Source organism: Achromobacter xylosoxidans, from assembly GCF_002192695.1.
GTDB classification, from domain to species: Bacteria; Pseudomonadota; Gammaproteobacteria; order Burkholderiales; family Burkholderiaceae_B; genus Achromobacter; species Achromobacter xylosoxidans_C.
On sequence record NZ_MTLG01000125.1, the window covers coordinates 105457 to 126135 of the forward strand.

19 protein-coding genes and 1 riboswitch are annotated in these 20679 nt (G+C 67.3%); of the genes, 9 read left to right on the forward strand and 10 right to left on the reverse strand.

All coding sequences use genetic code 11. The features are described from left to right. Nucleotides 1-33: 33 nt before the first annotated feature. The 5 genes from panE to BRO63_RS32225 all read left to right on the forward strand — a co-directional run bounded on the left by panE (nt 34) and on the right by BRO63_RS32225 (nt 3522). On the forward strand, nt 34-960 hold the full coding sequence (gene panE, locus BRO63_RS32205) for a 2-dehydropantoate 2-reductase (RefSeq protein ID WP_088143594.1): 927 nt from the start codon (nt 34-36) through the stop codon (nt 958-960). Nucleotides 961-1225: 265 nt separating this feature from the next. Then, entirely contained in the window at nt 1226-1837 is a 612-nt protein-coding gene (locus BRO63_RS32210; RefSeq protein ID WP_088143595.1) for an NAD(P)-dependent oxidoreductase, read from the forward strand. A 134-nt stretch (nt 1838-1971) separates the two neighbouring features. Next, nucleotides 1972-2427: a nuclear transport factor 2 family protein gene (locus BRO63_RS32215; RefSeq protein WP_088143596.1), complete on the forward strand. Its 456-nt coding sequence runs from the start codon at nt 1972-1974 to the stop codon at nt 2425-2427. Between the two features lie 10 nt (nt 2428-2437). After that, a complete protein-coding gene (locus tag BRO63_RS32220) occupies nt 2438-3007 on the forward strand; it encodes a flavin reductase family protein (protein ID WP_088143597.1) in 570 nt (189 codons plus the stop codon). Between the two features lie 5 nt (nt 3008-3012). Continuing rightward, on the forward strand, nt 3013-3522 hold the full coding sequence (locus BRO63_RS32225; protein ID WP_088143598.1) for a nucleoside 2-deoxyribosyltransferase: 510 nt from the start codon (nt 3013-3015) through the stop codon (nt 3520-3522). A 65-nt stretch (nt 3523-3587) separates the two neighbouring features. On the opposite strand, the gene BRO63_RS32230 is transcribed toward BRO63_RS32225, so the two are convergent. Beyond that, nucleotides 3588-4253 (reverse strand): TetR/AcrR family transcriptional regulator, encoded by a 666-nt coding sequence (locus BRO63_RS32230; RefSeq protein WP_088143599.1) that lies wholly within the window; start codon nt 4251-4253, stop codon nt 3588-3590. A 149-nt stretch (nt 4254-4402) separates the two neighbouring features. Here BRO63_RS32230 and BRO63_RS32235 point away from each other — a divergent pair, with 149 nt between their 5' ends. After that, complete coding sequence (locus BRO63_RS32235) at nt 4403-5602, forward strand: arabinose transporter (protein WP_088143600.1); 1200 nt, start codon at nt 4403-4405, stop codon at nt 5600-5602. Nucleotides 5603-5642: 40 nt separating this feature from the next. Here BRO63_RS32235 and ribB read toward each other — a convergent pair whose 3' ends face one another. Both ribB and BRO63_RS32245 read right to left on the reverse strand, forming a co-directional pair. After that, entirely contained in the window at nt 5643-6362 is a 720-nt protein-coding gene (gene ribB, locus BRO63_RS32240; RefSeq protein ID WP_088143601.1) for a 3,4-dihydroxy-2-butanone-4-phosphate synthase, read from the reverse strand. A gap of 111 nt (nt 6363-6473) precedes the next feature. Then, nucleotides 6474-6628: riboswitch (FMN riboswitch) on the reverse strand. A 112-nt stretch (nt 6629-6740) separates the two neighbouring features. After that, nucleotides 6741-7268 (reverse strand): SET domain-containing protein, encoded by a 528-nt coding sequence (locus BRO63_RS32245; RefSeq protein ID WP_088143602.1) that lies wholly within the window; start codon nt 7266-7268, stop codon nt 6741-6743. Nucleotides 7269-7373: 105 nt separating this feature from the next. Here BRO63_RS32245 and BRO63_RS32250 point away from each other — a divergent pair, with 105 nt between their 5' ends. After that, on the forward strand, nt 7374-8294 hold the full coding sequence (locus BRO63_RS32250; protein ID WP_088143843.1) for a bestrophin family protein: 921 nt from the start codon (nt 7374-7376) through the stop codon (nt 8292-8294). 8 nt (nt 8295-8302) lie between these two features. Here the strand turns inward: BRO63_RS32250 and BRO63_RS32255 are convergent, their stop codons facing one another. Continuing rightward, complete coding sequence (locus BRO63_RS32255; protein ID WP_013390823.1) at nt 8303-8773, reverse strand: Lrp/AsnC family transcriptional regulator; 471 nt, start codon at nt 8771-8773, stop codon at nt 8303-8305. 93 nt (nt 8774-8866) lie between these two features. Here BRO63_RS32255 and ilvB point away from each other — a divergent pair, with 93 nt between their 5' ends. Beyond that, nucleotides 8867-10687: a biosynthetic-type acetolactate synthase large subunit gene (gene ilvB / locus BRO63_RS32260; RefSeq protein ID WP_088143603.1), complete on the forward strand. Its 1821-nt coding sequence runs from the start codon at nt 8867-8869 to the stop codon at nt 10685-10687. A gap of 95 nt (nt 10688-10782) precedes the next feature. Here the strand turns inward: ilvB and BRO63_RS32265 are convergent, their stop codons facing one another. The 5 genes from BRO63_RS32265 to BRO63_RS32285 form a co-directional block, all read right to left on the reverse strand. Next, nucleotides 10783-11562, reverse strand: a complete 780-nt coding sequence (locus BRO63_RS32265; RefSeq protein ID WP_088143604.1) for an SDR family oxidoreductase — start codon at nt 11560-11562, stop codon at nt 10783-10785. A 48-nt stretch (nt 11563-11610) separates the two neighbouring features. After that, nucleotides 11611-12465 carry an ABC transporter permease gene (locus BRO63_RS32270; RefSeq protein ID WP_088143605.1) on the reverse strand — a complete coding sequence of 285 codons (855 nt, stop codon included), beginning with the start codon at nt 12463-12465 and terminating at the stop codon, nt 11611-11613. A 13-nt stretch (nt 12466-12478) separates the two neighbouring features. Then, entirely contained in the window at nt 12479-13249 is a 771-nt protein-coding gene (locus BRO63_RS32275) for an ABC transporter ATP-binding protein (RefSeq protein ID WP_013390827.1), read from the reverse strand. After that, nucleotides 13249-14307: an ABC transporter substrate-binding protein gene (locus BRO63_RS32280; RefSeq protein ID WP_088143606.1), complete on the reverse strand. Its 1059-nt coding sequence runs from the start codon at nt 14305-14307 to the stop codon at nt 13249-13251. Before BRO63_RS32280 ends, BRO63_RS32275 begins: the two co-directional genes overlap by 1 nt. Before the next feature lie 131 nt (nt 14308-14438). Continuing rightward, nucleotides 14439-17075 (reverse strand): DNA topoisomerase III, encoded by a 2637-nt coding sequence (locus BRO63_RS32285; RefSeq protein WP_088143607.1) that lies wholly within the window; start codon nt 17073-17075, stop codon nt 14439-14441. A gap of 62 nt (nt 17076-17137) precedes the next feature. Here BRO63_RS32285 and BRO63_RS32290 point away from each other — a divergent pair, with 62 nt between their 5' ends. After that, nucleotides 17138-19768 carry a GDYXXLXY domain-containing protein gene (locus tag BRO63_RS32290; RefSeq protein WP_088143608.1) on the forward strand — a complete coding sequence of 877 codons (2631 nt, stop codon included), beginning with the start codon at nt 17138-17140 and terminating at the stop codon, nt 19766-19768. On the opposite strand, the gene gluQRS is transcribed toward BRO63_RS32290, so the two are convergent. Then, nucleotides 19755-20651, reverse strand: a complete 897-nt coding sequence (gene gluQRS / locus BRO63_RS32295) for a tRNA glutamyl-Q(34) synthetase GluQRS (RefSeq protein ID WP_179215271.1) — start codon at nt 20649-20651, stop codon at nt 19755-19757. The two genes, BRO63_RS32290 and gluQRS, sit on opposite strands and share 14 nt — an antisense overlap. Nucleotides 20652-20679 lie beyond the last annotated feature (28 nt).

Below are 20679 nucleotides of genomic sequence, written 5' to 3' on the forward strand. Positions count from 1 at the left end.
CAGACGGCGGGCGGCCTACAAGGAGAGACAGGCATGCGGATGTTGTTCTTGGGCGCCGGCGGCACCGGCGGATACTTCGGCGGACGGGCGGCCCAGGCGGGCGCGGACGTGACCTTCCTGGTGCGCGAACCGCGCGCCGCGCGGATCCGCGAACAGGGCCTGCGCATCAAGAGCCCGCTGGGCGATGCCACGCTGCAGCCGCAGCTGGTCACGCAGCAGACGCTGCAAGGCAGCTACGACGTGGTGGTGCTGAGCTGCAAGGCCTATGACCTGGCCAGCGCCATCGAGGCCATCCGCCCCGCGGTCGGACCCGATACCGCCGTGCTGCCCATCATGAACGGCGTGCTGCAGTACGACGTGCTGGACCGCGAGTTCGAGCCGCACCGGGTGCTGGGCGGACTGTGCCAGATCAACGCCACCCTGGGCCCCGAGGGTGAAGTGGTGCATCTGGGCAAGTACGCCAACATCGTTTTCGGCGAGCGCGCGGGCCCCGCTCGCAGCGAGCGCTGCGTGGCGCTGGAACAGGCCCTGGCCGGCGGCGAATACGTCAGCCGCCTGAGCACCGACATCTACCAGGACATCTGGGAAAAATACGTGTTCCTGACCACGCTGGCCGCGGCTACCTGCCTGATGCGCGGCTCGGTCGGGCAGATTGCTTCTACCGACGACGGCATCGACATCATGAGCGGGCTGCTGCAGGAATCGCAAGCCGTTGCCGCCGCCTCGGGCCACGCCGTGCGGCCGGAAGCCGACGCCTCCGCGCGCAAGCTGATTACCGACCGTACCCAACCCGTGACCGCGTCGATGTTCCGCGACCTGAGCCAGGGCCTGCCGGTCGAGGCCGATCACATCGTCGGCGACATGGTGCGGCGCGCCCGCACCCTGGGCGTGGACGCGACCTATCTGCGCACGGCTTACGCGCATCTGCAGGTCTACCAGGCGCAGCGCGCCGCGGCCTGAACACCTGCCGCCGCGGCGGCCCCCTGTTCAAGCGGGGCCGTCGGGAGCACACTGGCCTGGCGGCTGCGAAAGCGCCCGGCAGGCTGTCCCTTCCGTCCAATCCGTCCGGATTTACCGGCTATTGGTGCATAAATTGCAAAAAACTAGTCCGATTTAACGGGTTTTTCGATCGGATTTGTACGAATAGTATGGCTTTGCCTGAGCCTAAGCACGTAGCGCCGCAAGTTGCGGCGGCCCTGGCTCCCCCTACCCAAGGAGCAAGACCATGAAAGTTGCATTGATCGGAATTACCGGCCGCGTGGGTTCGCGCGTGGCTGACGAATTGCTCAAGCGTGGCCACCAGGTCACGGGCATCGCCCGCAATCTGTCCGATGTGAATCCGCAGCTCGGCCTGACCATCAAGCAGGGCGACGCCACCGATCCGGAAGCGCTGACCGCGTTGCTGACCGGCCACGACGCCGTGATCAGCGCATCGCGCTTCGTGTCGTCGGACGCCAAGCCGCTCTTGAGCGCCGTGAAGGACGCGGGCGTGCCGCGCCTGCTGGTGGTCGGCGGCGCGGGCAGCCTGCTGGTCGCGCCCGGCAAGATGCTGATCGACACCCCCGAATTCCCCGACGCCTACAAGCCGGAGGCCCGCGCCGGCGTAGTGTTCCTGGACACCCTGCGCCATGAAAAGGTGCTGAACTGGACCTTCCTGTCGCCCTCCGCCCTGTTCGAGCCGGGCGAACGCACCGGCAAGTTCCGCCTGGGCGACGACACCCTGCTGGCCGATGACGAAGGCAAGAGCTGGATTTCGATGGAAGACTATGCGATTGCGCTGGTCGACGAACTCGAGACGCCCAAGCATTCGCGCCGCCGCTATACCGTCGGCTATTGATCCCGCCCGCAGGCAGATCGGGAAGGGCCTCGGCGAGAGGCCCTTTTTCATTGGACCCCGGGGCCGGAATCCATGTTTTTGTTTGTAAACTGGCGCACCGCCAGCCGGCGTTCCGACACCTGAGTTTGCCCTGTATGCGTATGAAGTTGAAATCGTTGGCCCTCTGCCTGCTGGTCGCGGCGTCCTGTATGGCGGCTGCGCCGGCCGCCGCCGCCTCCCAGTCCAACAAGGACATCGTGGTGGCTTTCTTTCGCATGATGTTCCAGGACCGCGACATCGACGAGGCGGTGCGCCTGTACGTCAGCCCGAACTACACCCAGCACAACCCCTATATGCAGGACGGCGTCGGTCCCCTGGTGGACTTCTTTCCCGCCTATTTCGAGCAGCATCCGCAGTCCATCGTCGAAATCAAGCGCGTCATCGCCGAGGGCGATCTGGTGCTTATCCACAACCTGTGGCGCGATTCGCCGGAAGACCGCGGCCAGGCCGTGATGGACATCTTCCGCGTGGAAGACGGCAAGATCGTGGAACACTGGGACGTGAGCCAGGAAATCCCCGAGAACCCCGCCAACAAGAACGGCATGTTCTAGGAAGCGCCGCATGTCCCCCATCGAACCCGTAGACCTGTCCCGCGCCTATCTGCTGCTGAATCACGGCCCCACGGTGCTGGTGACCAGCGCCCACGGGGATGCGCGCAACGTCATGGCGGCTGCCTGGGCCATGCCTCTGGATTTCAGCCCGCCCAAGATGCTGGTGGTGGTGGACAAGAACACCTACACGCGCGGCCTGATCGAAGCGTCGGGCGAGTTCGCGCTGTGCATCCCGTCGCGCGCGCAAGCCCGCGCCACGCTGCGGGTGGGTACCGATTCCGGGCGCGACGAAGACAAGTTCCAGGCCAGCGGCCTGACGACCTTTCCCGCCAGCAAGATCGGCGCGCCGCTCATCAGCGGTTGCCTGGGCTGGCTGGAATGCCGCGTCGTACCCGAGCCGCACAACCAGCAGGCCTATGACCTCTTCATTGGCGAGGTCGTGGCCGCATGGGCCGAGCCGGAAGCGTTTTCCGGCAACCGCTGGCATTTCCCCGACGATGAGCGCCGCTCGGTGCATTACGTGGCCGGCGGCTCTTTCTTCGCCACCGGCGAAGCCTTCAACGTTTCCGATCCGGAGTAGTCATCATGCGCAGCGTATATCTGGCGGGTTTCGACGTGTTCCTGCCCGATGCGGCGGCGCATGGCAAACGCTTGAAGGCGCTGTGCGCCACGTATGGGTTCGAAGGCTTGTTCCCGCTGGACAACGAGGCGCCGCAGGACCTGGCGGGCCAGGCGCTGGCGCAATGGATCTACCGCGAGAACGTCGCGCTGATCCGGCGCGCCGACATGGTGATGGCGAACCTGAACCCGTTTCGCGGCGCCGAGCCCGATTCCGGCACGGCTTTCGAAGTCGGCTATGCCATCGCTTGCGGCAAGACCGTATGGGGCTACACCGGCCAGGCGGGTTCGCTGATCGATCAGGTGGCGGTGGGCGCCGCGGCCGATGACGGCATGTCGCGCATGGTCGATGCGGAGGGCTACACCGTGGAAGACTTTGGCCTGAATCTGAACCTGATGCTGGCGTGCAGCGCCCGCATCGTTACCGGCAGCGCCGCCGACTGTTTGGCCGAGATGGCCCGGGATCCGGGCCGCTAGTTGTCCGGCATCGGGGGTATGTCACCAGCAGCCTGGGCCAATCGCCGCTGGCCCGAAATGCGCGGTTAGCGGCGCACGGTCCTTGCGGTCTTCCGTGGCGCCGGGCGGGCGGCTGTCGCCGGCGCGCCCAAGTATCCCATCACCGCGTCGACCACCGCCTGTTCCAGCTGCTGCGTCGAGAACCCCGCCGGCGGCTCCAGCGCCGCAGCGTGCACCAGCGACTCCATGATGCGCAACACCACATAGGTCGCCAGGTCGCGGTCCTGTTGCGCGATTTCGGCGCGATGCAGTTCCAGCAGATGGCGCATGCGCCGGTGGATATCCTGGTCCGCGCGGCTGTGCTCATGCGGCTGGTCGAACAGGGGGAACTCCCTTTCCAACACGCGATGTAGGGCGGGCTCCAGCATGTGGGCATGCAGCATTGCTTCGACAATGGCCGCGACGCGCTCGCGCAGCGTGGCCGCGGGATTGCTGTCCAGGACCCCGTCGATCACGTCCAGCATCTGGTTGTCGTGGCGGTTGTGCAGCGCCGCGATCAAGGCGTTCTTGTTCGGGAAGTACTGGTATAGCGAACCGACGCTGACGCCGGCCGTCTCCGCGATCAGATTGGTGTTGGTGCCCGCATAGCCGTGGGTGGCTAGAACGCGAGCCGTGGCTTGCAGAATCGTCTCTACGGTGTGCTGGGATCTGAGCTGGCGCGGCGATTTCCGGGGCTGTGGGATGGCGGTCATGGGTACTGTGAAAGGCGAGTATCGAATATGAGCAACGGCTCATAAAATTTCCAGCAGGCAATCCGGTTCATCGCCCGCACACGGCGATTATGCCATCGGCGGTTTTCAAACTGGTTCCGGTTTGCGCATCTCTCACTTAAGGAAATTCAATGTCGCATTCATCGACGGCCGGGGCCATGCCCGCGGCCCAGGGGCCCGTGCGCTCCGTCTTCGCGCAAGTGCTGCCGCTGGCGCTGGCGGTGTTCGTCGGGTTCTTCATGATCGGCCTGCCCATGCCGGTGCTGCCTCTGTATGTGGATGGCACGCTGGCGCTGGGGGCGCTGGTCGTCGGCGTGGTGGCGGGCCTGCAGTTCGCCGCCGCCTTGCTGTCGCGCGCCTATGCGGGTTCGCTGGCTGATCGTCGCGGCGCCAAGCGCGCGGTGGTGGGCGGCTTCGTGCTGGGCTCCATTGCGGGACTGTTCTATCTGTTGGCCGACGACCTGTCGGCGCGGCCGCAGGCGGCGCTGGGCGCGCTCTTGGCCGGACGCGCGTTGATGGGCTGCGCCGAAAGCCTCATCGTCACCGGTGCACTGAGCTGGGGCGTGGGCCGCGTGGGGCCGCAGAATGCGGGCCGCGTGATGGCCTGGGTCGGCGTGGCGATCTACGCCGCCTATGCGCTGGGCGCGCCCGCCGGCATGCGGCTCTACGGCGTCACAGGCTTTGCGGGCATTGCCTGGGCCACGGCGCTGATTCCGCTGGCGGCCCTGGCGTTGGTGTTGCCTTTGCGCGGGGTGCGCGCGGCGGGCGGCGTGCGTACGCCTTTCTACAAGGTGCTGGGCCTGGTGCTGCTGCCCGGCGCGGGCCTGGCGCTGGCCAGCGTCGGCTTCGGCGTGATCACCGCGTTCGTGAGCTTGCTGTTTTCGCAACGCGGCTGGGACGGCGCCGCGTGGATGTTCACCGCGTTCGGCGTGGGCTTCATCCTGGCCCGCGTGTTCTTTGCCGGCCTGCCGGACAAGCTGGGCGGCGCGCGTGTGGCGCTCGTGTGCGTGCTGATTGAAGCCGCAGGGCAATGGCTGATCTGGACCGGAACCACACCGGCCTGGGCATTTGCAGGCGCGCTGCTGACGGGTGCGGGCTACTCGCTGGCATTCCCTGCCTTCGGCGTCGAAGCCGTGCGCCGCGTGCCCGCGGCAAGCCGGGGCGCAGCCATGGGGGCGTATGTGGCCTTCCTGGACGTGGCCTTGGGGCTGAGCAGTCCGGCAGCCGGCTGGCTGGCCGGCGAGCAAGGCTACGGCGCGGTGTATGCGATGGGTGGCGCATGCGCGCTGGCGGCGATGGTCGTCGCCATGGCGCTCAGGACGCGGAGGTAAAAAAATGGCGGCGCCGGATCCGGCGCCGCCTGCGCAAGGATCAGACCGTCGCGGCCATCTCCAGCACTTCGTCGTCGATCGCCTCGGCCTGGCCGTCCTTCAGCTGTTGCAGATGGTCGGCCAGTTCCGCGATGGTCAGCGCCACCAGCCCGTGCTGGGCGGCGTAGCGTTCCAGGGCGGCGCCGCGCATCATGGTGCCGTCGGCATTCATCAGTTCGCACAGCACGCCGGCCGGGCGCAGGCCGGCCAGCACCGCCAGGTCCACCGAGCCTTCGGTGTGGCCGCGGCGGGTCAGCACGCCGCCCGGCTGGGCGCGCAGCGGGAACACGTGGCCCGGGCTGACGATGTCCTCGCTCTGCGCCGACGGCGAAATGGCGGCGCGGATGGTGGTGACGCGGTCCACGGCCGACACGCCGGTGCTGACGCCTTCGCGCGCTTCGATGGAAACCGTGAAAGCCGTGGCAAAGCGGCTCTGGTTGCGCTGGACCATCGGCGGCAGTTCCAGCCGGTCCAGGGTTTCGCCGGGCAGGCACAGGCAGACGATGCCGCTGCCGTCGCGGATCAGTTGGGCCATGACAGGTACCGTCAGCTTGTCGGCGGCCACGATCAGGTCCGCCTCGTTCTCGCGGTCGAAGTCGTCCATGAGGATGACGGGACGGCCCAGGCGCAGATGATGCAGGGCGCGCTGCAAGCGGGCGGCGAAAGGCTGCGAAGCCAGGCTGGGGATGGGGGACTGCGGGGTAAGGGTAACGTTGGACATTTGAAACGCTCTCGCAAGTTAAAAGGGGCGAAAAACGTTTCAGGGCTACTCGACAGCCGAACGCAATACAGCAGTCCAGGCGCGGGTGCGCCCGGTGCTACCGTTGTGCCGGCACATCTTCTCTCATCCGGACTATGACCGTCGGCCCTGGCATCTCACCAGATCTGCTGACCCCGGTATCCGTGAAGGACGCCGGGCGCTCGCGGGCTCGCCACATTGCATGGCATACCGCCGGTGGGGAATTGCACCCCGCCCTGAAGACGTACTGCATGTCGTGTTAACGACCTGGGGGATTGTACGCCTGTCGGGGGCTGGGGCCGGAATACGCCCGCTGCGACCGGGGTCTTAGGGACGCGGCGGGGTCCGACCCCGCCAGGATCAGGAGGCCGCTTCGACAGTTTCGGGCTGGTCGGCCGCTTCCTTCTTCTTCTTTTTGGCCGGCAGCGCCAGCATCGTGCCGCGGCACGGCGGCGTGCCGCAGAGGCAGCGGTAGCCTTCCTTCAGTTTCTTGGTGATGCGGCCGTCCAGCACCAGACCGTAGTCGTACGACAGCTCGGTGCCGCGCGGGATGTCCTGCAGCGCGACGATGTAGACGCGCTTGCCGTGCTTGCCTTCCTGCGCCTCGCAGTTCGGTTCGCAGGAATGGTTGATCCAGCGGGCGTCGTTGCCGTTGTCGCCGCCGTCGATCACGCGGCCGGAGCTGAGCGCGAAGAAGAAAGTGTGGAAGGGATCGTCCGGATTGGTCGGATGGCGGCGGTCGGCTTCCTTGGCGCTGATGCGCTCGCCGCCGTACTCGACGATGCGCGTGCCTGCGGGAATCTTGCGCGCGGCGAAGACGCCGTTGCCGTGCAGCTTGGAGCGGCGGACGGCATACCAGGGCTTGATCGGAGTGTCTTCGTTGGTCATTGCTCGGTGGAAGTGGCGGTGAGACGAAACAGAATTATATCGGCGCGTATTTGACAGCTTGATGGGCGTATAGTGTGCGCCGCCTTGTTCTTCCTGGTTAGCACCATGATTGTCCGTCCGCGTCCTTCCGCGCTGGCTTTGTTCTTTGTCTTGCGCGGCTCCATCATTCCCCGGATCCTCAGCCGCATCCTGGTCATCACGGCGCTGTCCTGCCTGGTGGTGTGGATGTACCACCAGGAGTGGTTCTCGCCCGCCCACCTGTCGGCGGTGCCGTTTTCGCTGTTCGGCCTGGCCCTGTCCGTGTTCATGGGCTTTCGCAACAACGTCTGCTACGACCGTTGGTGGGAAGCGCGCAAGCAATGGGGCGAGCTGATCGTGCAGGCGCGTAGCCTGGCGCGCGAAAGCGCGGTGCTGCTGGCGGCCAGCACCGCCAACCCCGTGCAGGAACGCATCGTGCGCCGTTGCATCGGCTTCGGCTACGCGCTGGCGGCGCGGCTGCGCCAGGAAGACATGGTTTCTGCTGCGCGCCCCTGGGTGCAGCAGGACGAGGCCGAGACCCTCAACGGCTGCCGCAACGTGCCCGACGCCCTGCTCATGGCCATCAACCGCGATCTGGCGGCCTGCCTGCGGCGCGGCGAGCTGAGCGACATCCTGTACCAGGCGCTGACCCAGCGCGTGGCCGCCTGCGCCGCCATCCAGGCGGCCTGCGAGCGGATCAAGTTCACGCCCTCGCCCTTCGCCTATTCGCTGCTGCTGCATCGCACGGCCTGGCTCTTTTGCCTGCTGTTGCCTTTCGGCCTGGTGGGCACGCTGGAATACATGATGCCGGCGGCCGTGACTATCGTGGCCTATACCTTCTTCGGCCTGGACGCGGTGGGCGACGAACTGGAAGACCCGTTCGGCTCGGATGAGAACGACCTGCCGTTGTCTGCGCTGGCCCGCGTGATCGAGATCGACCTGCTGGAGGGCCTGGGCGTGCGGCCGCTGCCCGAGCCCGCCGAGCCGGTGGACTTCGTGCTGCGCTGAAGACGCGCCTATTCCGCCAAACCGGTCAACGGCAGCTTGGTTTCCTTAAGCCGGCGCAGCACGAAGCAGGATTTGCTGTGCCGGATGCCCGGGATGCGGTAGAGCTGCTCACGCAGCAGCCGCTCGTAGTCGCGGGTGTCGCGCACGGCGATGCGGATGTAATAGTCGTAGTCGCCCGAGACCAGGAAGGCTTCCAGGACCTCGGGAATCTGCGCCAGCGCCCGGCCGAACTCGTACAGCGTCTCCTCGCTGTGACTTTCCAGCGTGACGTGGACGATCACCGTGTCCATGAAGCCCAGGCTGGCTGGGTCGATGTCCACGGTATAGCCGCGGATCACCCCGGCGCTTTCCATGCGCTTGATGCGGTTCCAGCACGGCGTGGACGACAGGCCCACCGCCGCGCCGATGTCGTTCAGGCTGGCGCGTGCGTTGTCCTGCAGCACCTTCAAAATGGCGAGATCAAACTTGTCCAGGTTCATTTTCTTTGATTCCTTCAAATCAAAGATAAATTTACTCCGTCCAGTCGTTATTCGTGGAAAAGAAGATAAATATTCTTCCGATCTACGAATAAGATGGATAGCATGAACGATCGCCTGCACCCCACCGCCGCCGCCGCGCTTGCCGCCACTGAACGCCCCGCTCATAACGGGGCGAAAATTCTGCTCGACACGCTGATTGCGTGCGGCGTGGATACCATTTTCGGATACCCCGGCGGCGCGGTGCTGCCGCTTTACGACGCGCTGTACGCCGAGCCGCGCCTGCGCCACGTGCTGGTGCGCCACGAGCAGGCCGCCGTGCATGCCGCCGAAGGCTATGCCCGCAGCACCGGCCGCACGGGCGTGGTCTTCGTCACTTCCGGTCCCGGCATGGCCAACACCACGTCCGGCCTGCTCGATGCCATGTGCGATTCGATCCCAGTGCTTTGTATCAGCGGCCAGGTCGCCACGGCCGCCATCGGCACGGACGCCTTCCAGGAATGCGACGCCATCGGCATCTCGCGCTCCGTGACCAAATGGAATACGCAGGTCCGTTCGGTGGACGACGTGGCCGCGGTGACGGCCCGCGCCTTCGAACTGACCCGCCAGGGCCGGCCCGGCCCGGTGTTGCTGGATTTCCCCAAGGACGTGCAACTGGCCGTGCCGCGCGATGCGGATGACGATGCCGAGCCCTCGCAACAGCGGCTGGCCGCGCTGCGCGCGCGCCGCCAGGCGGGCAAGCTGGCGCCCAAGCTGCCGCAGTCGGCCGTGCGCCGCGCCGCCGCGCTGATCGCCCAGGCCAAGCGGCCCATCTTCTACGGCGGCGGCGGGCTGGTGAACGCCGGCCCCGAGGCTTGCGAGGCCTACACCGATCTGGTGCGCCACACCGGCGCGCCCTGCACCCTGACCCTGATGGGCCTGGGCGCGTTCCCCGCGTCCGACCCGCAGTTCGTCGGCATGCTGGGCATGCACGGCACGGTCGAGGCCAACCTGGCCATGCACAACGCCGACCTGGTGGTCTGCATAGGCGCCCGTTTCGACGACCGCATCACCGGCAAGCTGTCGGAGTTCTGCCCGCACGCGCGCAAGATCCATATCGACATCGACCCCGCCTCCATCAACAAGGTGGTGCGCGTGGACGTGGCGCTGGTGGGCGATTGCCTGCCGCTGGTGCGCGCGCTGCGCGCCGAACTCGGCGACGAACCGATGGACGCGGCGCGGCTGGCGCCCTGGTACAAGCGCATCGCCGCCTGGCGCGCCCAGGACTGCCTGGGCTACACGCCGGCCGCCGACGCGATCCTGCCGCAGCACCTGATGTCGCGCCTGAACGCCGCGCTGGCGGACCGCGACGCCATCGTGTCCACCGACGTGGGCCAGCACCAGATGTGGGCCGCGCAATACCTGCGCTTCGACAAGCCCAACCGCTGGCTGACCTCCGGCGGCGCCGGCACGATGGGCTACGGCGTGCCCGCCGCGATCGGCGCGCAGGTCGCCCACCCGGACAAGACCGTGGTCTGCGTCAGCGGCGACGCCTCGGTGCTGATGAACATCCAGGAACTGTCCACCGCCATGCAGCACCAGACCCCCGTCAAGGTCGTGCTGTGCAACAACGGCTATATGGGTATGGTGCGGCAATGGCAGGAGCTGATCCATGGCGGACGCTATAGCCACAGCTACAACGCCTCGCTGCCCGATTTCGTGGCGCTGGCGCGCGCCTTCGGTTGGGGCGCGGCCCGGGTGGACGATCCGGCACAGCTGGATGCGGCGCTGGCCGAGTGCCTGGCGCATGACGGCCCCTACTTTTTGGACGTGGCCGTGACGGCGCAGGAGAACTGCTTCCCGATGATGCCAGCCGGGCATGGGCATCAGAAGATGATGCTGGCCGAAGGCGTCTGGTATCAGGACGAGACGACTTAAGCGTCGCTGTCGGGCGCGCGGGGCGGCAGCCGCTTGGGCTCACGGGCACCGGTGGTATGCGCGCTCCGGCTTTCTCGCGCTTCGCCCTGCCACCCTCAAAACTGAATCGACAAGCCCCCATCCACCACCAGCACGTGCCCGTTCACGTATGACGCCGCGGGCGACGCCAGGAACACGGCGGCGCCTGCGATTTCCTCCGGCTCACCCCAACGCCCCATGGGATTGCGCTCGGCGATCCGCGGACCGACCGCGGGGTCAGCCACCATTTCCGCATTGGTTTCGGTAGCGAAGGTGCCCGGCGCGATGGCGTTGCTGGTGATGCCGTAGCCGCCGAACTCCGCCGCCAGCGCGCGCACCATGCCCGTCAGGCCCTGCTTGGCCGCGGGATAGACCGCATCGCCCGAGCGCGCCAACTCGCCCACCACCGAGGTAATCGCGATCAGGCGGCCGCTGCCCTGGCGCACCATGCGCTCGGCGGCGAACTTGGCCAGCAGCATGCCGGCGACCATGTCGGTGTCGATCAGCTCGCGGATCTCGGCGGGGCTGGTGTCGCGCAGGGTCTTGCGGTTGCGCGCTCCCACGTTGTTCACCAGGAGGTCCAGGCGGTGGTGGTCGCGGTCTATGTCCAGGAACGCGCGCTCCATGGCGGCGTCGTCGCTGATGTCGAACGGCAGCGGATGCGCGTCCAGTCCTGCGGCAGTCAGTTCACCCGCCGCGGCCGCGACGGCCTCGGCGTTACGGCCGTTGATCAGTACGCGCGCGCCACAGCCGGCCAGTGCCCGCGCGATGCAGAAGCCCAGCCCGCGGGCAGAACCTGTGACCAGGGCGACCTGTCCGGTCAGGTCGAAGTTGCGCAGATACGGCAGCGTATTCATGTCAGTCGTCCAAAATGCTTTGTCTCAATCAGGGCCGCGCGGATCTACCTATTCCCGGAACTCCGGCGCCCAGTGCAGCAGCCGGCGTTCCAGCCAGGTCACACAATAAACCAGCGCGATGCCGACAATGGACAGCAGCGTTACCGCCGCGAACATGTCGGTGGCGTTCAGCGTCGCCAGCGCGGTGATCATCAGATAGCCCATGCCCGTGGTGGAGCCGACGAACTCCGCCAGCACCACCCCGATCAGCGCGAAGCTGATGGCATTCGGCAAGGCCGCGAAGGTCCACGCGGCCGCGGTCGGGATGCGCACCCGCCACAGGATCTGGCGCGGCGAGCCGCCCAGCGTGCGGCAGAAGTCCACCAGTTCGCGCTCCACGCTGCGCCCGCCCTTGTAGGTGTTGAAGAACACCAGGAAGAACACCACGAACCAGGACGTCACCACCTTGGACGCCAGCCCCAGCCCGAAGAACATGGTGATGAGCGGCACGAAGGCGATGCGCGGCATCGAGTTGAACGCCACGATGAAGGGATTGAACACGTCGGCCAGGAAGCGGCTGCGGCTGAGCGTCATGCCCACCACGAAGCCGCTGCCCACGCCCACCAGCAGCCCCACCATGGTGGCCTGCAGCGTCAACCATAAATGCGGCCAGACCGAGCGCGGGCCGGGCTGCAGCCATTCCCACAGCCGCACGGCCACGCGCGAGGGCTGGCTGATGAAGAAAGGATCGAACAGCGTGTTCTGGGTGAACCAGGGGATGCGCGTGAGCGTTTCCCAGGAACCCAGGATGATGGCAAGTATCAGCACTTGCCACAGCGTGATGCGCAGCCGGCGCGCGATGCTGGCGCGGCGGTCCAGGCGTAGCTGGTCCTGCAGGGAGTCGGCGGTATCAGTCGTGGTCATGACGCGTATCGGTTCAGGCGGCGGCGCGGAACTGCTGTCCCAGCACGCTCCATAGGCTTTGCACGTGGGTCACGAACTGCGGCGTTTCGCGCAGCGTGAAGACGTCGCGCGGATGCGGGATCTCGATGCGCTCGTCCAGCAGCACGCGGCTGGGTGGGCCGGACAACACCACCACGCGGTCGGACAGCAGGATGGCTTCGTCCAGGTCGTGCGTGACCATGACGATGGTCTGACCCAGCTTGCGCCAGATCTCGATCAGTTCGCGGTGCAGGTGCGTCTTGGTGTGGGTGTCCAGCGCGCCAAAGGGCTCGTCCAGCAGCAGGATGCGCGGCTCGACCGCCAGGCTCATCAAGAGCGCCACGCGCCGCCGCATGCCGCCCGACAGCTGGTGCGGAAAGGCATCGGCGAACTGGCTCAGGTGGCCCATTTCCAGCAGTTCGGCCACGCGGCGCTCGATCTTGTCGGCGGACACGCCCTGGAACTTCAGGCCCAGCGCCACGTTCTTCCGCACGCTGAACCAGGGCAGCAGCGTGTCCTTCTGGAAGATGTAGCCCAGCGCCGGCGGCACCTGTCCGTCGACCACGCGTCCGTCCACGCGGATGGTGCCGGTGGTCGGGCGCAGAAAGCCCGCGATCATGTTCAGCAGCGTGCTCTTGCCGCAGCCCGAGGGGCCGACGATGGAGACGAACTCGCCCTCCGGGATCGTCAGGCTGACCTCGCCCACCGCGTGCGTGGTGGCCTGGCGCGTCTGGTAGGCCTTGCCCACCTTGTCCAGCGTGATCATCAAAGGCCCCGGGCGCGGCGCACGAAGCTCATGTTCACGCAACGGTCGTAGGGCACGGTCTTGATCTCGTCGTTGGAGAACTGGCGGCCGTCGCCCATGATGGCCGTCATGCGGTCATAGGCGTCCTGGGTGATGATGTTGTCCTTCAGGAACACCGTTTCCTTGTAGACGCCCAGCGTTTTCTCGATGGCGGCGCGCGGAAAGGCGTTCAGGTAATCGTCGTAGATCGCGTCGGTGACGGCCGCGGCGCTGTTGGCGCTGATGAAGTCCTGCGCGCGGACCAGGCCGGTCACGAAGGCCTGCACCACTTCGGGACGCTTCTGGATGGTGTCCTGCAAGGTCAGGGCCGCGATGCCGGGCACGTCGCCGCCCATGAATTCGTTCCACGAGCTCTCAGTGGTGGCGTCGAAAATGGGCACGCCCCAGCCTTCTTGCTGGGCCTGTTCCATCATGGACATGGTGGCCATGCTGGCGGACACGGAGCCGGTCTTGAGCGCGCCCAGCATGGTCGCCAGGTCGCCCAGCGGGCGGATGTCCACCTTGTCGGCCACGCCGGCCTTCTGCATCAGGTACAGCGCCATGAGCCAGGTGCTGGACTGCGGCTGGGTGGCGCCCACGCGCTTGCCGGCCAGGTCCTTCAACGATTTGATCTTGCCGCTTTCGAAGTCTTCGCGGCGCACGATGACGTTGGCGTAGGTGAGCTTGCGGTCGAAGCCGAACACCAGCGTGGCGGGCTTGCCGGCCAGCGTCAGCGCGGGGGCGGCCGTCGCGGCGGTGGCGCCGAACACGATCTGGCCCGCGGCCAGCAACTGGTTGGTGCGCGGACCGCTTTGCGAATTCAGGTATTCGACTTCCAGCCCACCCTCGCCGAAATAGCCCTTCTTCAGCGCGACATAGCCCGCGGCGAAGAACGGGTCGATGCTGCCCTGGCCGTAGACGATACGGCCCAGCTTGGGCTGCGCGAACGCGACGCGGCCGTTGACCAGGCTGATGCCGGCCAGCGCGCCTGCGGCGGCCAGCACGCGGCGGCGGGTGGTGGAAGCGGGGCTGTTGCTCATGTCGTCCTCGGAATAGGTCTGGTTGCAGCGGTTTGGCGTAGACAATACCCCAGCAACTGGCGTCCAACAATGGAAAACGCCCGGTTGCCCGGGCGTTGTGCGCGATACGCCGAAGAGGCGTGGCTCCCCTGCTATGCGGCGGTCTTTTTAGGCGCAGCCTTCTTCACCGCTTTCTTGACGGCTGTTTTCGTGGCCGTCTTGGTTGCGGTCTTGGTTGCCGCCTTTTTCACCGCGGCCTTCTTGGCCGGCGCTTTCTTGGCGGCGGTCTTGGTCGCGGTTTTGGTGGCCGTCTTGGCCGGCGCGCGGCCCGGCTTTTCAGGACGCGGCTCGAACTCGAAGCCGATCTTGCCGTCCGGCTGGCGGACGAGGAAGGCCTTGAACTTGCGGTTGGTGCGGCTGGAGACAAAGCCGTCGAGCAGGTCGGTGCGGCCGTTGGTCAGCAGCTTTTCCATCTGCTCGCGCGAGATTTCTTGCTGCAGGATGACCTTGCCCGAACGGAAATCGCAGCTCTTTTCGGGGCCGACGGATTTCTCGCAGACATAGCTCATGCCGTGCTCGAACACGCGCGACTGGCACTTGGGGCACGAGCCCACCGGCGTGTGGCCGGAGAAGTCCACGGCCTCGTTGTCGTCTTCGTCGTTCTGGCCGAAGTCGAACTCCAGCTTGAATTCATCGCTGATACGCAGGATGGCGGCGAACGGCCGGCCCATCTTGCTGATGAAGCCTTGCAGCGGGCCGATCTCGCGCTTGGCCAGCAGCTCTTCGACTTCCGGCAGCTCGAAGGTGCGGCCGCCCGGGTGCTTGCCGATGGAGAAGTCGCAGGCAGTGCAGGCAAAGCGGCGATAGTTTTCCTTCACCACGGCGCCGCACTTCGGGCACGGCGTCTGCAGCGTGGCGTAGTCGCCCGGCACCGTGTCGCGCTCGTATTCCTTGGCGCGCTTGACGATGACCTGCGTCATCTGCGCGATCTCGCGCATGAAGGCCTCGCGGCCCAGGCCGCCCTGCTCGATCTGCTTGAGCTTGTGTTCCCATTCGCCGGTGAGTTCCGGCGAGGTCAGTTCGGTCACGTCCAGACCCGACAGCAGCGTCATCAGCTGGCGCGCCTTGGCGGTGGGCACCAGGTCGCGGCCTTCGCGGCGCAGGTAGACCTCGTTGAGCAGGCCTTCGATGATGGCGGCGCGCGTGGCCGGCGTGCCCAGGCCGCGCTCGGACATGGCCTCGCGCAGTTCCTCGTCGTCCACCAGCTTGCCGGCGCCTTCCATGGCCGACAGCAGCGTGCCTTCGTTGAAGCGCGCCGGCGGCTTGGTGGTGAGACCCACGGCCTCGACGTCCTCGGTGCGCACGGTCTCGCCGTCCGCCACGGGCACCAGGTTGGCGTCTTCGCCCTGGGCTTCCTTGCCGTAGACGGCCAGCCATCCCGGGCTGACCAGCACCTTGCCGTCGGTGCGGAAGCGGTGCCCCTGCACTTCGGTCATGCGGGTGGTGACGCGGTATTCCGCGGCGGGGAAGAACACCGCCAGGAAGCGCTTGAGCACCAGGTCGTACAGCTTGGCCTCGGCCTCGCTCAGATCGTGCGGGATCTGCAGCGTGGGGATGATGGCAAAGTGGTCCGACACCTTCTTGTTGTCGAAGATGCGGCGGTTCGGCTTGACCCATTGATTGCCGACCACGGTTTCCGCGTGGCGCGCCAGGCCGCCCACGGCGTTGGAACCGCCCTTGGCCAGCGCGCGCATGGTTTCCTGCACCGTGGCGATGTAGTCCTCGGGCAGGTAGCGCGAATCGGTACGCGGGTAGGTCAGCGCCTTGTGGCGTTCGTACAGAGTCTGCGCCAGCGCCAGCGTGGTCTTGGCCGAAAAGCCGAAGCGGCCGTTGGCTTCGCGCTGCAGCGAGGTCAGGTCATACAGGGCCGGCGACATCTGGGTCGACGGCTTGGATTCTTCCGTGACGTTGCCCGGCTGTTCGCGGCAGGCGGCCACCACGCTTTGCGCGGCGGCTTCCGACCACAGGCGCGATTCGCGCTTTTCCGGGTCGCGGTCGTCTTTCTTGAACTGCGGGTCGATCCAGCGGCCTTCGTAGAGGCCGGCGGCCGCCACGAAGGTGGCGCGCACTTCCCAGTAGTCGCGCGGCACGAAGCGGCGGATGCGCTCTTCGCGCTCGGCCACGATGGCCAGCGTGGGCGTCTGCACCCGGCCGACCGGGGTCTTGAAGAAGCCGCCGTCCTTGCTGTTGAAGGCAGTCATGGCGCGCGTGCCGTTGATGCCCACCAGCCAGTCGGCCTCGGCGCGCGAGCGGGCGGCGGCTTCCAGCGGCTTGAGCTGGGAGTCGTCGCGCAGGTTGGCGAAGGCTTCGCGGATGGCGGCCTGGGTCATCGACTGCAGCCAGAGGCGCTGGATCGGCTTCTTCACGCCCGCGTACTGAATGATGTAGCGGAAGATCAGTTCGCCCTCGCGCCCGGCGTCACAGGCGTTGATGATGGCGTCGACGTCCTTGCGCTTGGCCAGGCGGACCAGCAGCTTAAGCCGTTCGGCGGATTTCTTGTCGGTGGGGCCCAGTTCGAACTCGGGCGGAATCACGGGCAGGTGCGTGAAGCTCCACTTCCCCTTGACCGGATCGTTGGGCGCGACCAAGCTGAGCAAATGCCCGATACTCGATGCGAGGACGTAACGTTCGCTTTCAAAATAGTCGCCCTCCCGCGCGAAGCCTCCCAAGGCGCGTGATATATCAAGGGCCACCGAGGGCTTCTCGGCAATAATCAGCGTTTTATTCATGTGTATCCAGTGGCGGCAGTCCCGCCGTAGTAGCGCGGATAATAAGATCGGAGATTCGCCAGATGCAAGTCGGCACTGAAAGACAAGCGGGATCCGAACTACACGCTTGGCGTCAATTTCTGGCGCGCAGCACCCTCTGGCTAGGTGTTTTGTTGCTGGGAAGCGCCGCAGTTTGCTGGGTCGCCGCCAACTGGCAGGACATGACGAAAGTGCAGCGCTTCGCCGGCGTCCAGGGGTTGCTGGCGGTTTGTGCGCTAGCCGCCGCCTGGGCCGGATTGCGCCTGCGGGCCAGTCCCGGCGTGCGCCGCACCATACCGGGCGCCCTGCTCGCCCTGGCCGGCATTCTGCTTGGCGCGCTGCTCGCTTTACTAGGCCAAACTTACCAGACTGGCGCCGACACCTGGGAATTGTTCGCCTGGTGGGCGCTTTTGCTGCTGCCCTGGGCGCTGGCCGCCGGCAGCCAGGCCGTCTGGCTGCTGTGGGCGCTGGTGCTGAATGTCGCCATGGCCTTGTGGCTGGGCGAGCGGGTGTTCTCCTGGATGCTGATATTCGGCGGCCCGGGCGTGCCCGGCCTGATGATGGCCGGCTTGAACCTGCTGCTGCTGCTGGGCTGGGAGCTGGCTGCCCGCCGCTGGCGCGCCAGCACCCTGGTCGGTCCGCGGGTCCTGGCCGCCCTGGCGATCAGCGTGCTGGTGCTGACCCAGATGCTTGGCGACTTCCTGGGCCGCGGCCTGGGCCTCTATAACGGCATCGCCTGGGTCGCGGTGACCCTGGGCCTGGGCTTCTATTATCAGAAGGGCCGGCGCGACCTGATCATCCTGGCCATGCTGGCCGCCGGCGTCATCTGCGTGTCGCTGCGGGTGGCGGGCGAATGGCTGCTGCGCCTGGAGCCCGGCGTCTGGGCGGCCCTGCCGCTGGCGGCGCTGCTCATGGCCGAGGCCGTCCTGGCCGCGCGCTGGCTGCGCCGGCTTGCCGGCGACCCGCAGACGGCGGTGGCCGCGGCTGCCGATTCCGAACCGGCTGCGGCTTCGGCCGGCAACTCGGTGGACCCGGCCGACGCCAGCGCGCCGGTCGCGCAGCTGGCGCCCGCTCCGGCGCCGCAGGCGGATCCGCCCTGGTACGTGCAATGCCTGCTTGGCCTGAGCGCCTGGCTGTCGACGGTGCTGCTGTTGGTGTTCATCGCCTTCTCGGGCTTCATCACCTCCGAAGGCGGCGCGCTGGTGGCCGGGCTGGTGCTGTGCGCGGCCGGCGTGGCGGTACTGCGCAGCGATGCGGGGCCGTTCTGGCGCCAGTGCGGCACGGCCATGGCTTTCGCCGGGCAGGTCCTCATCATCTTCGGGCTGTCCAGTTCGACCTCGTTCGCCAGCGCCTGCGTCTTTGTGCTGCTGATGGCGGCCACGGTCTATGCGGTCGGGCCCGACGTCATCCTGCGCTTCCTGAGCGGCCTGCTGATCGCGGCGGCCGGCGCGGGCCTGATCTGGCGCGTGCTGTCGCCCGACCTGGGGCAGGAGGACCTGCTGGACGCCTGGATGGCGTTCGACGCCCTGCGTGCCACCTTCCTGTGGCTGCCCATTGCCGTGACCGGCGCCTGGGCCACCGCCGTCATCTTCACCGTCAGCCACCGCCTGGGCGGCAAGCGCGCCCATGCGCTGCAGCCGCTGGGCTGGGCGTTCCTGCTGTCGGTGCAAGGCATGGTGTGGCTGGCCAGCGGCATCTCCATCAAGCAGCTGCCCGCCATGTGGCAGCTGAATCCGCATACGGCCGTGCTGGTCGCGGCCGGCGCGCTGCTGCCCGTCGCGACCGCCTTCGCGGTGCTCTGGCCGCGCCGCCGCATGCTGACGGCGGGCGTCACCTGGGGCGTGCCCATCGGCCTGCTGATCCTGGCGCTGTTCTGGCTGCCCAGCCCCGGCGTGGGCTTCGCGCTGGCCTGGCTGCTGCTGGGCTTCGGCTTGAACCAGTCGCGCGTGGTGGTGTTCGGGGTCATCAGCCTGCTGGCCTATCTGGGCGTCTACTACTACCAGTTGGAGATGCCGCTGCTGCAAAAGGCCTTGTGGCTGGGCGGCGCCGCGTTGCTGCTCTTTGTGCTGCGCGCCATGGTGTGGCTGGTGCCGCGCCTGATGCGCACCATTGCGCCCAGCCAGCGCGGCGCCTTGCCGCCGGTGTCGACGCCCTTGCGCTGGCGTACGCTGGCCATTCTGGGCGGCCTGGTGCTGGTGCTGGCGGTCACCAACGGCGGCATCTGGCAGCGTGAAAAGCTGCTGGCCTCGGGCAAGGTGGTCATCCTGGAACTGGCGCCAGTGGATCCCCGTTCGCTCATGCAGGGTGACTACATGGCGCTGAACTTCGCGGCCAGCCGGGAGGTCACGCGCCTGCGGCTGGGCGGCGAGCGTCCCGAGGCCGAGGAGTCGGTCATGGGCTACGAGCCGGACGGCTATGTGATGCTGCAGACCGACGCGCGCGGCGTGGGCCAGCCGCTGCGCATCCAGCCCGACACCCACCCGCACAGCGAGGCGGAAGTGCCGTTGCGCTACCGCATCCGCGACAACAGCGTGCGCATCGTGACCAACGCGTATTTCTTCCCGGAAGGCCAGGCCGAGCGCTATCAGGTCGCCAAGTATGGCGAGCTGCGCGTGGCGGAAAACGGCGAGGCCCTGCTCGTCCGGATGCTGGACCAGGACCTCAAGCCGCTGTAGCGGCGGGCAGCGGGAAGCGCCGCGCCCATTGCGCGGTGGCTTCCCGCAGGAAATGGCCGCGGTCCGCGGTGTCGATGGCGTCGAAGCCCAAGGCGCGCCAGGCGGCCAGCAGCGCCGCCAGGGGCGCGCCGGTGTCGATGGGCGGGGCCCCATTCTGCTTGGACAGTTTCAGGCCGCTGGAAGCGTCCAGGATCAGCGGCACGTGCAGGTAGCGCACGGGCGGCAGCCCCAGCAGCCGCCCCAGCACGCGCTGGCGCGCGGTGGAGCTGAGCAGGTCCGCGCCGCGCACCACGTCGGTCACGCCCTGCGCGGCATCATCCACCACCACCGCCAATTGGTAGGCCCATAGGCCATCGGCACGGCGCAAGGCGATGTCGCCCACCGCCTGCGCCACGTCCTGCTCCTGCGGACCCAGCCAGCGGTCCACGAAATGTTCCACGCCCTCCGGCATGATCACGCGCCAGGCGCGGGCCTGGCGGCCCTCCGGCAAGCCGTGGCGGCAGGTGCCGGGATACGGCCGTTCGCCGTCGGCGCCGGGTGCGGTCTGGCCGCGCAGCGCCGAATCGGCGATTTCGCGCCGGGTGCAGCCGCAGCCGTAGATCAGGCCGCGCGCGGCCAGGGAGTCGAAGGCGGCCTGATAAGCGTCGTTGCGGCGTGATTGCCACATGATGTCGCCGTCCCAAGCCAGGCCCAGTGCATCCAGCTGGCCCATGATGACCTCGGCCGCGCCCGGCACCGTGCGCGGCGTGTCCACGTCCTCGATGCGCAGCAGCCAGCGCCCGCCATGGGCGCGCGCGTCCAGCCAGCTGGCCAGCGCCGCGACCAGCGAGCCCGCATGCAGCGGGCCGCTGGGACTGGGGGCGAAGCGGCCGACGTAATTCACGATGGGACGCCCGCGCGGCACGGCGCGC

What these genes read in the sequence shown, in the direction of transcription:
- BRO63_RS32250 (WP_088143843.1), top strand. Translation starts at nt 7,374, where the DNA reads ATGATTGTCCGTCCGCGTCCTTCCGCGCTGGCTTTGTTCTTTGTCTTG.
- BRO63_RS32290 (WP_088143608.1), top strand. Translation starts at nt 17,138, where the DNA reads ATGCAAGTCGGCACTGAAAGACAAGCGGGATCCGAACTACACGCTTGG.
- BRO63_RS32245 (WP_088143602.1), bottom strand. Translation starts at nt 7,268, where the DNA reads ATGACCAACGAAGACACTCCGATCAAGCCCTGGTATGCCGTCCGCCGC.
- BRO63_RS32235 (WP_088143600.1), top strand. Translation starts at nt 4,403, where the DNA reads ATGTCGCATTCATCGACGGCCGGGGCCATGCCCGCGGCCCAGGGGCCC.
- BRO63_RS32210 (WP_088143595.1), top strand. Translation starts at nt 1,226, where the DNA reads ATGAAAGTTGCATTGATCGGAATTACCGGCCGCGTGGGTTCGCGCGTG.
- BRO63_RS32270 (WP_088143605.1), bottom strand. Translation starts at nt 12,465, where the DNA reads ATGACCACGACTGATACCGCCGACTCCCTGCAGGACCAGCTACGCCTG.
- ribB (WP_088143601.1), bottom strand. Translation starts at nt 6,362, where the DNA reads ATGTCCAACGTTACCCTTACCCCGCAGTCCCCCATCCCCAGCCTGGCT.
- panE (WP_088143594.1), top strand. Translation starts at nt 34, where the DNA reads ATGCGGATGTTGTTCTTGGGCGCCGGCGGCACCGGCGGATACTTCGGC.
- BRO63_RS32220 (WP_088143597.1), top strand. Translation starts at nt 2,438, where the DNA reads ATGTCCCCCATCGAACCCGTAGACCTGTCCCGCGCCTATCTGCTGCTG.
- BRO63_RS32285 (WP_088143607.1), bottom strand. Translation starts at nt 17,075, where the DNA reads ATGAATAAAACGCTGATTATTGCCGAGAAGCCCTCGGTGGCCCTTGAT.
- BRO63_RS32230 (WP_088143599.1), bottom strand. Translation starts at nt 4,253, where the DNA reads ATGACCGCCATCCCACAGCCCCGGAAATCGCCGCGCCAGCTCAGATCC.
- ilvB (WP_088143603.1), top strand. Translation starts at nt 8,867, where the DNA reads ATGGATAGCATGAACGATCGCCTGCACCCCACCGCCGCCGCCGCGCTT.
- BRO63_RS32225 (WP_088143598.1), top strand. Translation starts at nt 3,013, where the DNA reads ATGCGCAGCGTATATCTGGCGGGTTTCGACGTGTTCCTGCCCGATGCG.
- BRO63_RS32255 (WP_013390823.1), bottom strand. Translation starts at nt 8,773, where the DNA reads ATGAACCTGGACAAGTTTGATCTCGCCATTTTGAAGGTGCTGCAGGAC.
- BRO63_RS32275 (WP_013390827.1), bottom strand. Translation starts at nt 13,249, where the DNA reads ATGATCACGCTGGACAAGGTGGGCAAGGCCTACCAGACGCGCCAGGCC.
- BRO63_RS32265 (WP_088143604.1), bottom strand. Translation starts at nt 11,562, where the DNA reads ATGAATACGCTGCCGTATCTGCGCAACTTCGACCTGACCGGACAGGTC.
- BRO63_RS32215 (WP_088143596.1), top strand. Translation starts at nt 1,972, where the DNA reads ATGCGTATGAAGTTGAAATCGTTGGCCCTCTGCCTGCTGGTCGCGGCG.
- BRO63_RS32280 (WP_088143606.1), bottom strand. Translation starts at nt 14,307, where the DNA reads ATGAGCAACAGCCCCGCTTCCACCACCCGCCGCCGCGTGCTGGCCGCC.